This is a genomic window from Frateuria flava, from assembly GCF_017837635.1.
In the GTDB taxonomy this organism is placed as follows: Bacteria; Pseudomonadota; Gammaproteobacteria; order Xanthomonadales; family Rhodanobacteraceae; genus Frateuria_A; species Frateuria_A flava.
This window is the reverse complement of sequence record NZ_JAGJRS010000021.1, coordinates 64,567-78,856: the sequence shown is the minus strand read 5'-3', so window position 1 is coordinate 78,856 and position 14,290 is coordinate 64,567. Positions and strand designations below refer to the sequence as shown.

The window sequence follows — 14,290 nt, the reverse complement described above, 5'->3', positions numbered from 1 at the left end:
GAACCTCCCCACCCAACTCCGCTATACTGCCCGTCCGCCGAGGATCCACCTGATCCCGCGCGGCCTCGCAAACACCACGCGCCCGTAGCTCAGCCGGATAGAGTAGTGGCTTCCGAAGCCATTGGTCGGGGGTTCGAATCCCTCCGGGCGCGCCATTTTCCCTGCGTCGACACACCTTTGCGCCAGCGAAATCGATTCGTATCGCCAGCGGCCACGACGGCGGCGCCTCGATAGCGAAGCCCGACGCCTGATCGCACCCGCTGCGCGTCGTCCGCTTGTCCTCGATTACTTCGGCCCATCCTGGTAAAGGCGGAGGCCGCCGTTGGTAGCCACGTCACCGGCAAGAGCGCCCTGGCCGGTTTGGCGGGGGCTGGACCGGTAGCCGCAGAGGACACGTTGCCGGCGAATCTCGCGCACCTGTGTTTTTCACGCCTCCGCGCGTGAACGGCGCACGCACGTTCGGCGTCCCATGCTGGTGGTGCGCCCGCGGCCATCTGTGTCGCGCCGGACCGGAACTTGGGGTGCCGACGTGCCGATGCCACCGGGCGGGCAGACAGGAGGCCTGCGCGTGCCCGAGCCACATTCTTGTGCAACCCTTGCAGCCGAGCTGGCAGGTGCCGGTGAGACCGGTGCGCTGATCGCTGCGCGCGACTGGTCGCAGTCGCCGCTGGGGCCACTGGAGAGCTGGCCGTCGAGTCTGCGGGTGGCGCTGGGCATCGTGTTGCGCGCGCCCTCGCCGATGGCGTTGTCCTGGGGCGAGCAGGGAATTCTGCTCTATAACGACGGTTACGCGGCGCTGGCCGGCAGCCGGCACCCGGCGGCGCTCGGCGCGAGTACGTTCGATGTCTGGCCCGAGGCTGCCGAGCTCAACGCTCGTGTGCAGGCCACTGTGCTGGCGGGTGGGACGTTGAGCTACCGCGACATGGAGATGACGCTTGCGCGCGGTGGGCCCCCGCGGCAGGCGCTTTTCCACGTCGATTACTCGCCGGTGTACGACGAAATGGGGCGCCCGGCAGGCGTGCTCTGCGTGGCACTGGAAACTACCGGACGAGTGGTCTCCGAACGCCACAACGCCATTCTGCTGAGGCTGGAGGAGGCCCTGCGCGGGCTGGCCGAACCGCGCGCGATCATGGACGCGACGGTTGACGTGCTGGGCCGCCAGCTGGGCGCCTCACGAGCCGGCTACAGCGAGGTGCAGGACGACGATCGGACGATCGTCTGCGAGTCCTGTTACGCCGACGGCGTCGCGCCGCTTCTGGGCACGTTCCATCTGGAGGATTTCGGCGCCGCCAGTGTGGCGCGGCAGCGTGGTGGCGCCACCGAGATCGTCGATGACATTGCCAGCGATTCGGCCCAGCAGCAGGCCACCTGGGCCGCGATCGACGCGCGCGCCTTCATCTCGGTGCCGCTGGTGCGTGACGGGCGATTGCAGGCGTCGCTGTACGTCAATGCGCGGCAGCCGCGACACTGGTCGTCAGCGGAGATCGCGCTGGTCGAGGCCACCGCCGTGCGTTCCTGGAATGCCGTGCAGCGGGCGATCGCCGAGCGTGCCCTGCGCGAAAGCGACGCACGCTTCCGCGTGGTCGCCGAGCTCAGTCCCGACGCGATCCTGATCACCCGCAACCATGTCTTTGCCTGGGCCAACGCGGCGGCCGCCCGGTTGCATGGCATGGACAGTCCGCAGCAGCTGATCGGCCGCTCGCCGCTGGACTTCTGCGAACCGGAGGCCCGCCCGGTGGTGCTCCAGAACATGGACCGCATCCTGTCCGGCCAGCGGCTCGAACGAGCCACGCTGGTGCTGGTGCGCGCCGACGGCACCCGGGTGCCGGTCGAGGGCAGTGCCAGCCTGGTCACCTGGGAGGGGCAACCTGCCACCGAGGTGCTGTTGCGCGACGTCACCGAACGCAAGGCCGCCGAAGACGCGCTGCGTGCCAGTGCGCAGCGGCTGCGTCTGGCGATGGATGCCGGCCGGTTGGCCGAAGTCACCCTGCGAGTGAAACCGCTGGCGATCGTCAGCCACTCGCCGGCATTCGCGCAGTTGATGGGCCACCCGCCCTCCACGCAGCTGACCGCGGACGATTTTCGCGAGCAGTGTCATCCCGACGATTTCGATCGGCTGATCGCCGAGCGCGAGGCTTTCCTGGTCAGCGGCGAGGAGTATTACCAGTCCGAACAGCGCATCGTGCTGCCTGATGGGCGGATCCGCTGGCTGTACGGCCGCGGTCGGCTCAGCCGGGATGCCGACGGCCGTCCGAGCGAGCTGACCGCCGTCTTCCTGGACGACTCCGAGCGCAAGCGCGCGGAGCTGGCCTTGCGCGATCTCAACGACACGCTCGAGTACCAGGTCGCTGAACGCACGAACGAGCTACGCGTCAACCAGGCACGCATGCGAGGGGCGTTCGAGACCAGCTATGTGCTGCAGGGGCTGGTGTCGCCCGAGGGGATCGTGATGGATGCCAACCGCACCGCGTTGTTGGCGATCGGTTGTCGGCGCGAGCAGGTGCTTGGGCGGCCGCTGTGGGAGACCGCGTGGTTCACCGGCACGCCCGGCATGCCCGAGGTGGTGCGCGAATGGGTCGCGCTTGCGGCGCAAGGGCATCGGCTCCGTCGTGAGGCGCGACTGAATCTGGCCGACGGCTGGCGCTGGTTCGATTTCTCCATGCGGCCGCTGGTCGATGCCAACGGCGTCGTCACCGGGATCATGCCTGAGGCGGTGGAGACGACCGAGCGCCGGCAAGCCGAGGAAGCGCTGCGGCAAAGCCAGAAGCTCGAGGCGATGGGCCAGCTTACCGGCGGCGTCGCCCACGACTTCAACAACCTGCTCACGCCCATCCTGGGTGGGCTGGACATGCTGCAGCAGCGCGGCCTCGGTGGCCCGCGAGAACAGCGCCTCATCGACGGCGCGCTGAAGTCCGCCGAGCGCGCCCGCATGCTGGTGCAGCGTCTGCTCGCCTTCGCCCGCCGCCAGCCACTCAAGGCCTGTGCGGTCGACATCGGCAAGCTGCTGCATGGCATGGCCGACCTGATCGCCAGCACGCTGGGACCGCAGATCCATGTCGCCGTACAAGTGGACGAACCGCTGCCGGCTGCGCGCGCCGATCCCAACCAGCTGGAAATGGCGTTGTTGAACCTCGCCGTCAACGCACGCGATGCGATGCCCGAAGGCGGCACGTTGCGGCTTGCCGCCAGCGTCGTGGAGATCGGTCCGGGCCATCGCTCCCGCCTGCCGCTGGCTACCTACGTCTGCCTGTCGGTGGCCGACACCGGCACCGGCATGGACGAGGCCACGATGACCCGCGCGATCGAGCCGTTCTTCTCCACCAAGGGGCTCGGCAAGGGCACTGGCCTGGGCCTGTCGATGGCACATGGCCTGGCCTCCCAGTTGGGTGGCGCGCTGCTGCTGCAAAGCACGCCCGGGCTGGGCACCAAGGTCCAGATGTTGTTGCCGATCAGCAGTGAACCGCCGGGCGTGTCGCAGGCCATGCCTGAGACCGCGGAGCCCGTGTCGACCAGCGACACGGCGCTGCTGGTCGACGACGAGGACCTGGTACGGGCCAGCACTGCAGCGATGCTGGCCGAACTCGGCTACACCGTGGTCCAGGCCGGTTCCGCCGAGGAAGCCCTGCGTAGCGTCCACGCCGGCCTGCGTCCCGACCTGCTGGTCACCGATCACCTGATGCCCGGCACCAGCGGGACCGAGCTGGCACATGAGTTGCGGGCGCTGTTGCCCGCTCTGCCGGTGCTGGTGATCTCCGGCTATACCGACGTGGCCGATGTGGCGCCCGAGCTGGCGCGGCTGACCAAGCCGTTCCGCAAGGCGGACCTGGCGGCCAGCCTGGAGGCGTTGCTGTTGCGCTGAAATCCAGGGCCGCGGGCCGCGACATCGCGCGTAGGGCGCCCCGCGTGAGTGCCCGCCTTAGCCCGACTGGACCGTGGCGGTGGCATGCAGCCGGCCGGGCCCGGCATCGGCCAGCCGCTCGCGCAACATCCTGGCGGTGGCCTGCAGTTCGGCTTGCAGCGCGCCCAGTGCCGGTGCGATGCCGCGATCCTGGCGCATCGCCTCGCGCAGCTGTGTACACAGGCGGGCGCCGTCGCTGCGCCCCATGACCAGGAACGCGTTCTGGATGCGATGCAGACGCGTGGCGACAGCGCCGCGGTCGTGTGCACGCAACGCGGCGAGCAGTTCGTCGTTGTCGTTCTGCAGTTCGCTCTGCCAGCTCTGCAGGTAAGTGCGGCGCTGCTCGGGGGTAGCGATACGGCAGATCAGGGCGAGTGAGCTCTCGGCGGCGCGCGGGGCGGGGTAGGCTGCGGTGGATGGGACGGGCGCGACGCTCGCCGGTGCGCCGGCCGGTGCGCTGCTGCCGGCCTGACGCAGCAAGCCGAGCAGGCGTTCGATCGAGACGGGTTTGGTGAGGTAGGCGTTGGCGCCGGTGGCGAGGGCCTGCTCGATCGCTTCCGGGTCGGAGTCGGCGCTCAGCACCGCGATGGTCATGGTGTCGTGCGGATGGCGCTGGCGATGGCGGGCAAGCACGTCCAGGCCGGAGAGGTCGGGCATGTGCATGTCCAGCAGCACCAGTTGCGGGCGGTGCGGACCGTCCATCGCCTGCAGGCCTTCCTCGCCGCTGCCGGCGAAGATCACCCGGTGGCCGGCGCGGCGCAGCAGGTGGCCGAGGGTATCGCGGCTGGAACGGTTGTCGTCGACCACCAGGCAGGTGAGCGCCGGAACACGGGCGCGATGGGCGTCCAGTGCGGTGACGGTGTCCAGCGGTTCGGTGATGGCCTGCTCGGGTGCGGCGCGCTCCAGTGGCATGGCGGCGGTGAAGATGCTGCCGCCGCCGGGATTGTCGCCGACTGCCACGCGGCCACCCATCTGCTGGCAGATGCTGCGCACGATGTGCAGCCCCAGGCCGGTGCCGTCGTGGCGGCGCACCAGGCCGTCGCTGGTCTGGTAGAACGGCTCGAAGATGCGCGTCTTCATCTCGTCCGGCACGCCGTTGCCGGTATCGGTGACGGTGCACAGCAGGCGCGGCTGGATCAGGCCGTTGTCCGCCAGGCGAAGTTCGATCGCGACGTCGCCGCCGGCCGGCGTGAACTTCACCGCGTTGGTGCCCAGGTTGATCAGCACCTGCGCGATGCGGCCCGGATCGCCCAGCATGGCGTCGTCCAGGCCGCGGCCCTGCACGGTGCGCAGGCGCACGCCACGTTGGTGCGCGAGCGGGCCGACCACGTCGCGCACCTGGCCGAGCACGTTGGCGACCAGGAACGGCTCGCGCGCGAAGTGCAGACGGCCGGCGTCGATCGCCGCCACGTCGAGCACGTCGTTGACCCGCTGCAACAGCGCGCTGGCGTTGGCGCGCAGGGCGTGCATCAGCTGGCGGTCGGACGCCTCCAGCGTGGCGGTATCGATCAGCGAGGCGGCATGCACCACGGTGTTGAGCGGCGTGCGCAACTCGTGGCTCATGGTGGCGATGAAGCGGCTCTGCGCGTCACGCGAACGCAGCGCCGACTGCGAGATGGCCGAGATGGTGCCGAGCAGGCGATAGACCGTCAGCGGCAGGCCGATCAGCAGCACCAGCGCGAACGGGATGAAGGCCGGGCGGTCGATCCAATAGTGCGGCGGCGCGGCGATGCCCAGTACCAGCACCGAGCCGGCCATGAAGCCGAAGAACATGCGCCGGCCGAAACGCGTGCCGACCATGATGGTCGCCAGCGGCAGCAGCGTGATCATCGAGATGCACAGGTTCCAGGCCAGGCTGAGCAGCACGCCGATGCCCAGCACGTTCATCGCCGCGCCGATGCCGTCGACCAGCTCGGTGGTGCGCAGCACGCGCATCCGCACCGCGCCCATCCAGGCCAGGCTGAGCGCGAAGAACAGCCCGGCCCACGGGCGCAGTAGCAGGGCCTCGCCGGCCAGCACGGTTTTCGAGTGGGACGGGCCGGCCAGGTATTGCCAATACAGGCACCACAGGAGGGTCAGGGCCAGCAGCAAGGCCCGGCGTACCGAGACGTGATATTCGCCATAACTGGCGACCAGCCGCGCCAGGCGGCCATCGCGCAAACGCTGGGCGATAACGCGCAGCGAGCTGGGAGGCGCTTCCGCGGTCCCGGGATTCATAGGTGGTTCCCCCTGCTTGGCGGGCGTCGGCGCGCCGATGCCGCTGGCCGCATTGTACGCGTTGCGGGCAATGGCGGACCCCGGAATGTTTCCTAGGGCCCGGGGTTTGCGGCGAGTATCGCCATGATGGCAAAGGCTTCCCTTGCCGCTGATTGGCGTCGAACCGGATCGAAACGGGCCGCCCGATGCAGCGGGCGTCATTCCCGCGAAAGCGGGAACCCATGTCGGCTTCGGCCTGCCAATGCGTGATGGATTTCCGCTTTCGCGGGAATGGCGTCCGGGAGAGGCGGGGCGCTGCTCCGAGGTGCCGAAGCCATGCCCCGGCGCGACCAGTCAGAGGGCGCAGGGCGCATCAGCGCGCTGGCGCGGGCAGGCGCACGATGGCCTCGAAGCCGCCGCCGGGGCGATTGGCCAGTGCCAGTTCGCCGCCGTGCAAACGGGCCGCGCGGGCGGCGATGGAAAGGCCCAGGCCGCTGCCGCCGCCGCCACGGGCCGCATCGCCGCGCACGAACGGCTGGCCGAGTCGCGCAAGCAGGTCGGGCGGTGCGCCTGCGCCGTGGTCGGCCACGCGCAGGTGCAGGCTTTTTCGCTCGCGGACAAGCGTCACCGAAAACGGCGGCGCGCCGTAGCGCTCGGCGTTGTCCATCAGGTTGCCCAGCGCACGGCGCAACAGGGTGGCGCGCACCGGGGCGACGAGTTCGGCCGGGCCTTCCAGTTGCCAGTCGTCCGGGTGCAGCCGCAGGGCAAGCAATTGGCCGGCGAGCGTGGCGAGGTCGGTCGGTTGCACGGCTTCGTCGCGGCCTTCACGCACGAAGGCCAGGCACTGTTCGAGGGCGCGGTCGAGTTCCTCCAGGTCGGCGACCATGGCAGCGCGGCGGTCCGGGTCGCCGGCGTCGCCCAGTTCCAACGCCAGGCGCAGGCGCGCCAGCGGCGTGCGCAGGTCGTGCGAGATCCCGGCGAGCATCAGTTCGCGCTCGCGCGCGGCGGCACGCAGGCGCTCGCCGGCATCGCCGATGGCATCGGCCAGGCGGCGCACCTCGCGCGGGCTGCCGTCGAGGCTGGCATCGGTGGGGGCGCCCGCAAGCAGGGCCGGCGCCTGCGTGGCGAGGCGTTCGAGCGGACGGGTCAGCAGGCGGGCAGCCAGGCCGGCGGCAGCAAGCGCGATCAGGCCGGCGAGCACGCTCAGCAGCAGTGCGGAATCGAGCAGGCGAGGGCGGTAGCTGGGCGTGCGCAAGACGATCCAGCGTGAGGGGTCGTGCGCGCTGCGCACCCACAGCTGCGAATCGGGCGTCTGCGTGGCGACCACGCGCGAGGGATCGCCCAGCCCGGTCCCGACCGTGCGTGCCACGGCGGTCAGCGCCGGTGCGATGCGGCGCACGCTCGGCGCGGGCGGCTGGGCGTCTCTCACGTGCACGCCGAGCAGGCGCAGCGAGCCGAGTACCTGGCGTGCGGCCGGATCCTGCCGGCGCGAGGCCAGTTCGTCGGTGGCCAGCGTAGTGGCCAGTGCCAGGCGTCCATAGCTGTCGCTGACAACCTGCCGCCCGAACCGACGCTGCAAGGCGCCCGACAGCGCCAGCGCCAGCAGCAGCGCCGCGGCCACCAGTACCAGCACGAGGGCGAAGGTCGACGGCGCCCGCCTCATGCACGGCCGCCGTCGGGCACGAACACGTAGCCCTCGCCCCACACCGTCTGCAGCCAGCGCGGCTGGCGCGGATCGTCCTCCAGGCAGCGGCGCAGGCGCGAGACCATCACGTCGATGCTGCGATCGAACGCCTCGTGGCCGCGCCCGCGCGCCAGCGCGATCAGGCGCTCGCGGCTCAAGGTCCGGAACGGGTGGGCCACCAGCGCGGCGAGCACGGCGAACTCGCCGCTGGTGAGCTTCACCGGCGTCGGGCCGTCGAGCAGCTGGCGCGTGGCCGGATCAAACACGAAGCGCCCGAACGACACCGCCGCCTGCTCGGCCTGCGGCGCGCCGATCGCCTCGCGCGGGCGCCGGCGCAATACGGCGCGGATGCGCGCGACCAGCTCGCGCGGGTTGCATGGCTTGGGCAGGTAATCGTCCGCGCCCAGCTCCAGGCCGACGATGCGGTCGACGTCATCGCCCTTGGCGGTGAGCATGATCACCGGCGTATCCACGCCTTCGGCGCGAAGGACGCGGCACAGCTCCAGTCCGTCGGCGTCGGGCAGCATCAGGTCCAGCACGATCAGGTCGACGTGGTGCGCCGCCAGCGCCCGACGCATGCCGGCGGCGTTGGCGGCGCCGGACGCGCGCAGGCCCTGCTGCTCGAGGTAGCGCTCCAGCAGGTCGCGCAGGCGCAGATCGTCGTCGACAACCAGGATGTGGGCCGGGTCCATGGGCGCGGACTATCGCGTGGCGCTGCCCGGGCGGCAAGCGGGCGGCGGATGGATGTGTAAATGGATGTTTCCGGAGCGGGCAGGGGCAACACCCGTTCACATCGGCGCGCATGCGGGACACACCTGCGGCGCGTGGTGGGTGGAGGATCGCCCCACGTCCAGCCCGGACGCTTCGAACGAAAAGGAATCCGCCATGCGCCTGTCGATCGTGTCGCTCGGTCTGGCCTGCCTGCTTGTCGCCCCGCCATCCCCGGCCAGCGTGCATCACCGAGCGGCGGCCCGCCGCACGGGCAGCGGCGCCGCCCGCGTGCACGGCACCCTGGCCCACGGCCCGGAAGCCCGGCAGGCCTGGCATGTTGGCGGCAGCGCGCGTGATGGTGAGGGCAACCTCGGCCACACGCGCGCCAGCGGCGTGGCCGGACCCGGCGGCCGTATCGCGGGCGGCCACCGCACCACGAAAAGCAGCGACGGTACGATCACCCGCCAGGGCGGTGTCGTGGCCGAGGGGGCCGACGGGGGAACGGTGCGGGGCGGGCGCAGCGTGCAGCGAAGCCCGGATGGCGCGGTGCAGGCCGGCTACACGGTGAACGGGCAGGGCGCGGCCGGTGGCAGCTTCAGCCAGAGCGCCAGCCGTACGCGCAGCGCGGACGGCGAGCGCATGGCGAGCCGGCAGACCCTGGCCAGCGGCGCGCGGGGAAGCTTCCAGGGCAGCACCACCGGTGCCGACGGCACGCTCGACCACGCCAGCACGATCACCGGCGCCAACGGCAACAGCTACCAAGGCCAGACCAGCCTTACGCGCGGCGAAGGCCTCAGTCACACCGGCACCTGCACCAACGCGCAGGGCCAGACCTTCGATTGCAAGTGACCTGAGGGAGCGAACGCGATGAAACCGACGAAAGCGACGTTGCGCACGGGCCTGCTGGTGGTGTTGCTGGCCTCCCTCTGCCTGCCCGCAACGGCCGGCAGCCTGCGCGAGCGCCTGTCCCAGCGCCGCGCCGCGGCCGGCCTGGATGCCGTGGATACCACTCCCGCGACCATCCCGCCCGGCGTGCGCGTGCTGCGCGACGTGCCCTATGGCGGCGACCCGGCGCAGCGGATGGACGTCTATCTGCCGGCGCAGGGCACCACCCGCGCGCCGGTGATCTTCATGGTGCACGGCGGTGGCTGGGCGCGCGGCGACAAGGCGATGCGCAGCGTGGTCGAGAACAAGGTCGCCCGCTGGGTGCCGCGCGGTTTCGTGCTGATCTCGGCCAACTACCGCATGCTGCCGGGCACGCGTCCGATCGAACAGGCGCGCGACGTGGCGCGCGCGATGGCGATGGCGCAAGGACGCGCCGCCGGCTGGGGCGCCGACCGCGACCGTTTCATCCTGATGGGCCACTCGGCCGGTGCGCACCTGGTCGGATTGCTGGCGGCCGAGCCGGCGCTGGCCTACGACCGCGGCGCGTTGCCGTGGCTCGGTACCGTGTCGCTCGACAGCGCCGCGCTGAACGTGGTGGCGATCATGCAGGGCCCGCACCTGCCGCTGTACGCCGCCGCGTTCGGCGACGACCCGGCGTACTGGCGAGCGGCCTCGCCGCTGCAGCAGCTGAAGGCCCGCGGTGTGCCGTTCCTGGCGGTGTGTTCGACGCGGCGGCAGGCGTCCTGCCCGCAGGCGCGTCAGTTCGCGACGAAGGCCAATGGCCTGCACATGCGCACGCAGGTACTGGGCGAGGACCTTACCCATCGGCAGATCAACGAGCAGTTGGGCGCGCCGGGCGACTACACCGCGCAGGTGGAGACCTTCCTCGCCACGCTCGATCCGGTGGTGGCGCGGCGGCTCAACGGGCGGCGCTAGGGCTCGGGCGGATAGACCAGGTGATCGCCGGCGCGCCTGGCCGCCGGCGTCATCTTCGCCGCGTCGGCCCGGCCGTGGCCGTCGATGTGACACGCGGTGCGGCCGGCATCGAGCAGGTAATCGATGATGATGCGGCGGTGGCAGCGCCACCACAGCACCTCGGCACACATCAGCGTGCAGCGCTTCTGCGAGGACAGCTCGAGCAGCTGCGCGAAACCGGCGTGGAAGTCCTCGCCCATGGCGTAGTCGGCATAGCGGCGGAAGCTCGCGTTCTGCCAGAAGCCGTTGGGCGAGGTCCCGGCCGGCAGGCTGCGGCCGCGCCGGCCGCCGAGCGGGGTCAGGTGCAGGTAGTCGATGCCCAGCGGCCGCAGCGATTCGGCCAGTTCGGGCCCGTCGAACTGCGGGAATCGCCGTGAGCCGGGCAGGCGCCGCACGTCGACGACGCAGTCGATCGCGTTCGCCTGCAGCAATGCGACGAACGCCTCCAGCGAATGCGTGGAATGGCCGATGCCGAAGACCGGCGGGAGCGATTCAGGCGTCTGCATGGGCCAAGCATGCACCCGCGCGTGTGGCTGTCGCGCGACGGTGCCGCGCTTCACGGGGCCATCGCCGCGAATACTTACGATGATCCTGCGGCGTCCCCGTCGTTGATCGACCGCCGCCCCCCCCACTCGATGACGGGAGTTGTTCCCATGCAGAACCACGACATCCGCGTACTCAATGACCTGATCGAAACCACCATCGACAGCGCCGAAGGTTATGCCGAGGCGGCGCGCGAAACCCCGAGCCCGCGTTTCAGCGTCACTTTCCGCGAACGGGCCAGCGAACGCCGCCTGGTGGCGACGCGCCTGCAGCAGAAGGTCGAGGAGCTGGGCGGGACGCCCGAGGACGACGGCAGCGTGCTTGCGTCCGCGCACCGCATGTTCACCAACCTGCGCAAAAGCCTGCACGACGAGACCGCGGTGATCGACGAGGTCGAACGCGGCGAGGATCACATCAAGCACAAGTTCGAGGATGCGCTGGAGGACGGTGACGTCAGTCCGCCCATCCGAGCGCTGATCGCCGACACGTTCCGCTCGGTCCGCTCGGGCCACGATCAGATGAGCGGTCTGAAGCGGGCCGCGCACAACACGCACTGAGGGTTGGCTTCGCGCTTCGCTGAGCCGGCCTGGGTGAGGGTCGCTCTTACGGCGAGGCTTGAGCGGGCTGGCGATCTGCTTCCTCTCCCCACCGGGGAGAGGGAGCGAATGCAAGGAGCCGTATCTGTCGGCCTCAGGCGGCTTTGACCTCGAACGTCTCGCTTGTCACCGGCTTGCCGTCGATGGCGATCTCCACCTTGTACTTGCCGGCCGGCCAGTCGTTTGGGTTGCGCAGCTTGAAGGTGGTGGTCGCCGGCCCATCGGTGGCGATCGTCTGGCTGATCGTCGTCACATCCTGGCCCTTGCCTTCCAGATAGCTGAAGTGCGCGCTCAGGGTGGCGCCGGTCGTCGTGCCGGTGGTTGCGACGCTGGCGTAGATGGTGTTCTGCGAGGCGTCGAAGGAAGTCATCGGCTTGGCGATCTTGTAGCCGGCGGTGACGGCCTCGCCCATCTGCACCTGGTCAACCTTGAACACATCGGTGGTCGCCGGCGTGACGGCAGCGCTGGTGCCGGACGCCGCCGCCGCGGCAGCCGTGCCCGTGGTGGCCGGGAGCGGTGCCGAGGCGGCGGGCGCCGGCGCGGTATGCGCCACGGCCGGCGCAGGAACGGTGCTGGCGGCCGGCGGCGTGGTCGCCGTTTCGTTCTCGTGCTTGCCGCAGGCGGCAAGCAACAGCAGGCCGGCCACGGCCATGCCGTGCAGGGCGAGCGAGCGGGTCTGGATCTTCATGGCGGGTATCCCGTGGTCTTCGTCGGCCGCAGGGGCGGCCTTTCGAAAAAGGCTAGCGCTGCCGATCTGAAGCGCCGATTACCGGGCGCGCGCCTGTGTGCTACTGGCGCGCGCCCCGCAGGTTGGCTGGCTCTGCTGCCGGGTCGGTACTGCGGAACGGGTTGATGTCCAGCCCGCCGCGTCGGGTGTAGCGCGCGTAGACGGCCAGCCGTTCGGGCGCGCAACGCGCCATCAGGTCGACGAAGATGCGCTCCACGCACTGCTCGTGGAATTCGTTGTGCGTGCGGAAGGAGACCAGGTAACGCAGCAACCCGGCGTGGTCGATCGGCGCGCCGCGGTAGGCGATTTGCACGCTGCCCCAATCCGGCTGCCCGGTGACCGGGCAGTTCGAACGCAGCAGGTGCGAGAGCAGGGTCTCTTCCACCGGCGTGGCGTTGTGGTTGGCGCTCAGGTAGCCAGCGTTCGGCGGGCCGTAGTCGTCGATGTCGAGCGGCAGGTCGTCCAGGAGTGCGCCGGAGAGGTCGGTGATCGCGTGGCCGCCTGCGGTCGGCGCGCTCAGCGTGACCGAGACAGGTGCGCCGGCGGCGGCGGAAAGATCACGCACCAGCGTGTCGTGCAGGGCGGGAGTGCCGATCTTTTCCTGCGAAAAGCCGTTCAAATACAGCTTGAAGGATTTGGACTCGATGATGTGGGGCGAGGCGGCCGGCACGCGGAATTCGGCCAATGCCACTTGCGGTTTGCCGCGGGCGTCGAGCCAGGACAGTTCATAGGCATTCCAGATGTCCACGCCGCCGAAGGGCAGCGGCTCGATCACCCCGATCTCGATGCGCTTCTGTTCGCGCGGGATCGGGAACAACAGGGACGGGTCGTAGCGGTCGGCGTAGACGGTGGTTTTGCCGAGGGGGGAGTGTTCGGGGGTGCTCATGGCGGCAAGTGTAGCTTTTAGCTCCTTCTCCCCTCCGGGGAGAGGGCTGGGGTGAGGGGGCGATCTTGCGGGGAAGGCTGCCTCTTTACTACCCGATCCTTGGGGAAGCTTCCCCGCGAGCCCCAGCCCCTCACCCAAACCCTCTCCCCGGAGGGGAGAGGGCTTCAAAACATCGTCAGGCGTTGACCATCTGCATCGACGGGCCGGCATAGCGGTCGCCGGCGGCGGCGTGAGGCGGAAACACCGCATCGATCGCCGCACGCTCGGTGGTGGAGAGCTTCACGTCCAGCGCGCCCAGGTTCTCGTCCAGCCGCGAGCGATGGCGGGTGCCGGGGATGGCCAACACGTCCTCGCCCTGCGCCAGGACCCAGGCCAGCGCCAGTTGCGCCGGCGAGCAGCCCTTGTCCGCGGCCAGCTTCCTGACCTCGTCCACCAGCGCCAGGTTGCGGGCGAAGTTCTCGCCCTGGAAACGCGGGTTGTGGCGGCGGAAGTCGTCGGCCTCGAAGTCGTCCGGCGAGCGGATCGCACCGGTGAGGAAGCCGCGCCCCAGCGGCGAGTAGGCGACCAGGCTGACACCGAGCCGGCGGCAGGCGGCCAGCATGCCGTTCTGCTCCGGGTCGCGCGTCCACAGCGAGAACTCGCTCTGCAGCGCGGCGATCGGGTGCACCGTGCAGGCGCGCGTCAGGGTCTGGCCGGAGGCCTCGGACAGGCCCAGGTAGCGCACCTTGCCCGCTTTCACCAGGTCGGCCATCGCGCCGACGGTCTCCTCGATCGGCACGCTGGGATCGACACGGTGCTGGTAGTAGAGGTCGATCGTCTCGGTGCCAAGGCGTTTCAAGCTGCCCTCGCAGGACGCGCGCACGTAGTCCGGGCGGCCATTGACGCCGCGCGCGGAAGGGTTCGCCGGATCGCGCACGATGCCGAACTTGGTGGCGATGAAGGCCTGCTCGCGGCGACCCTTGATCGCGCGGCCGACCAGCACCTCGTTGGTGTGCGGGCCGTACATGTCGGCGGTGTCCAGCAGCGTGAGGCCGCGGTCGAGTGCGTGCACGATGGTGGCGATCGACTCGGCGTCGTCGTGCGCGCCGTAGAAGTCGCTCATGCCCATGCAGCCGAGGCCGAGGGCGGAAACCTGGGGGCCGTTGCGGCCGAGCGTGCGCATTTCCATGGGACTACTCCTGGTGGGATG

The 14,290-nt window shown here is 70.2% G+C and carries 11 protein-coding genes and 1 tRNA gene; 5 read left to right on the top strand and 7 right to left on the bottom strand.

Features of this window, described 5'->3' with window-relative positions; translation table 11 throughout:
• Nucleotides 1-78: 78 nt before the first annotated feature.
• Nucleotides 79-155 (top strand) — tRNA-Arg (locus J7I44_RS10880).
• A 413-nt stretch (nucleotides 156-568) separates the two neighbouring features.
• A complete protein-coding gene (locus tag J7I44_RS10875; protein ID WP_209620317.1) occupies nucleotides 569-3,859 on the top strand; it encodes a PAS domain S-box protein in 3,291 nt (1,096 codons plus the stop codon).
• Nucleotides 3,860-3,916: 57 nt separating this feature from the next.
• Here the strand turns inward: J7I44_RS10875 and J7I44_RS10870 are convergent, their stop codons facing one another.
• From J7I44_RS10870 to ompR, 3 genes are all read right to left on the bottom strand, one after another.
• A complete protein-coding gene (locus J7I44_RS10870) occupies nucleotides 3,917-6,115 on the bottom strand; it encodes an ATP-binding protein (protein WP_209620314.1) in 2,199 nt (732 codons plus the stop codon).
• A 352-nt stretch (nucleotides 6,116-6,467) separates the two neighbouring features.
• The gene (locus tag J7I44_RS10865) at nucleotides 6,468-7,757 is read right to left on the bottom strand and encodes an ATP-binding protein (RefSeq protein WP_209620311.1); all 1,290 of its coding nucleotides are present in this window, start codon (nucleotides 7,755-7,757) and stop codon (nucleotides 6,468-6,470) included.
• On the bottom strand, nucleotides 7,754-8,470 hold the full coding sequence (gene ompR / locus J7I44_RS10860; RefSeq protein ID WP_209620308.1) for an osmolarity response regulator transcription factor OmpR: 717 nt from the start codon (nucleotides 8,468-8,470) through the stop codon (nucleotides 7,754-7,756). The genes J7I44_RS10865 and ompR overlap by 4 nt, the downstream gene beginning before the upstream one ends.
• 193 nt (nucleotides 8,471-8,663) lie before the next feature.
• Between ompR and J7I44_RS10855 the strand changes: the two genes are divergently transcribed.
• Both J7I44_RS10855 and J7I44_RS10850 read left to right on the top strand, forming a co-directional pair.
• Nucleotides 8,664-9,338, top strand: coding sequence for a hypothetical protein (locus tag J7I44_RS10855; protein ID WP_209620305.1), 675 nt, complete (start codon nucleotides 8,664-8,666; stop codon nucleotides 9,336-9,338).
• Nucleotides 9,339-9,356: 18 nt separating this feature from the next.
• Complete coding sequence (locus J7I44_RS10850; protein WP_209620302.1) at nucleotides 9,357-10,310, top strand: alpha/beta hydrolase; 954 nt, start codon at nucleotides 9,357-9,359, stop codon at nucleotides 10,308-10,310.
• On the opposite strand, the gene J7I44_RS10845 is transcribed toward J7I44_RS10850, so the two are convergent.
• Nucleotides 10,307-10,855: a DUF488 domain-containing protein gene (locus J7I44_RS10845; protein WP_209620298.1), complete on the bottom strand. Its 549-nt coding sequence runs from the start codon at nucleotides 10,853-10,855 to the stop codon at nucleotides 10,307-10,309. The two genes, J7I44_RS10850 and J7I44_RS10845, sit on opposite strands and share 4 nt — an antisense overlap.
• Nucleotides 10,856-11,002: 147 nt before the next feature.
• Between J7I44_RS10845 and J7I44_RS10840 the strand changes: the two genes are divergently transcribed.
• Complete coding sequence (locus J7I44_RS10840; protein WP_209620294.1) at nucleotides 11,003-11,449, top strand: PA2169 family four-helix-bundle protein; 447 nt, start codon at nucleotides 11,003-11,005, stop codon at nucleotides 11,447-11,449.
• A 133-nt stretch (nucleotides 11,450-11,582) separates the two neighbouring features.
• Here J7I44_RS10840 and J7I44_RS10835 read toward each other — a convergent pair whose 3' ends face one another.
• The 3 genes from J7I44_RS10835 to J7I44_RS10825 form a co-directional block, all read right to left on the bottom strand.
• The gene (locus tag J7I44_RS10835; protein ID WP_209620291.1) at nucleotides 11,583-12,176 is read right to left on the bottom strand and encodes a hypothetical protein; all 594 of its coding nucleotides are present in this window, start codon (nucleotides 12,174-12,176) and stop codon (nucleotides 11,583-11,585) included.
• Nucleotides 12,177-12,276: 100 nt separating this feature from the next.
• Entirely contained in the window at nucleotides 12,277-13,101 is an 825-nt protein-coding gene (gene queF, locus J7I44_RS10830; protein WP_209620288.1) for an NADPH-dependent 7-cyano-7-deazaguanine reductase QueF, read from the bottom strand.
• Between the two features lie 175 nt (nucleotides 13,102-13,276).
• Nucleotides 13,277-14,269, bottom strand: a complete 993-nt coding sequence (locus J7I44_RS10825) for an aldo/keto reductase (RefSeq protein WP_209620285.1) — start codon at nucleotides 14,267-14,269, stop codon at nucleotides 13,277-13,279.
• Nucleotides 14,270-14,290: the final 21 nt, after the last annotated feature.

Coding starts and splice junctions, on each gene's coding strand:
- J7I44_RS10845 (WP_209620298.1), bottom strand. CDS start 10,855: ATGCAGACGCCTGAATCGCTCCCGCCGGTCTTCGGCATCGGCCATTCC.
- J7I44_RS10840 (WP_209620294.1), top strand. CDS start 11,003: ATGCAGAACCACGACATCCGCGTACTCAATGACCTGATCGAAACCACC.
- J7I44_RS10825 (WP_209620285.1), bottom strand. CDS start 14,269: ATGGAAATGCGCACGCTCGGCCGCAACGGCCCCCAGGTTTCCGCCCTC.
- queF (WP_209620288.1), bottom strand. CDS start 13,101: ATGAGCACCCCCGAACACTCCCCCCTCGGCAAAACCACCGTCTACGCC.
- ompR (WP_209620308.1), bottom strand. CDS start 8,470: ATGGACCCGGCCCACATCCTGGTTGTCGACGACGATCTGCGCCTGCGC.
- J7I44_RS10870 (WP_209620314.1), bottom strand. CDS start 6,115: ATGAATCCCGGGACCGCGGAAGCGCCTCCCAGCTCGCTGCGCGTTATC.
- J7I44_RS10850 (WP_209620302.1), top strand. CDS start 9,357: ATGAAACCGACGAAAGCGACGTTGCGCACGGGCCTGCTGGTGGTGTTG.
- J7I44_RS10835 (WP_209620291.1), bottom strand. CDS start 12,176: ATGAAGATCCAGACCCGCTCGCTCGCCCTGCACGGCATGGCCGTGGCC.
- J7I44_RS10855 (WP_209620305.1), top strand. CDS start 8,664: ATGCGCCTGTCGATCGTGTCGCTCGGTCTGGCCTGCCTGCTTGTCGCC.
- J7I44_RS10865 (WP_209620311.1), bottom strand. CDS start 7,757: ATGAGGCGGGCGCCGTCGACCTTCGCCCTCGTGCTGGTACTGGTGGCC.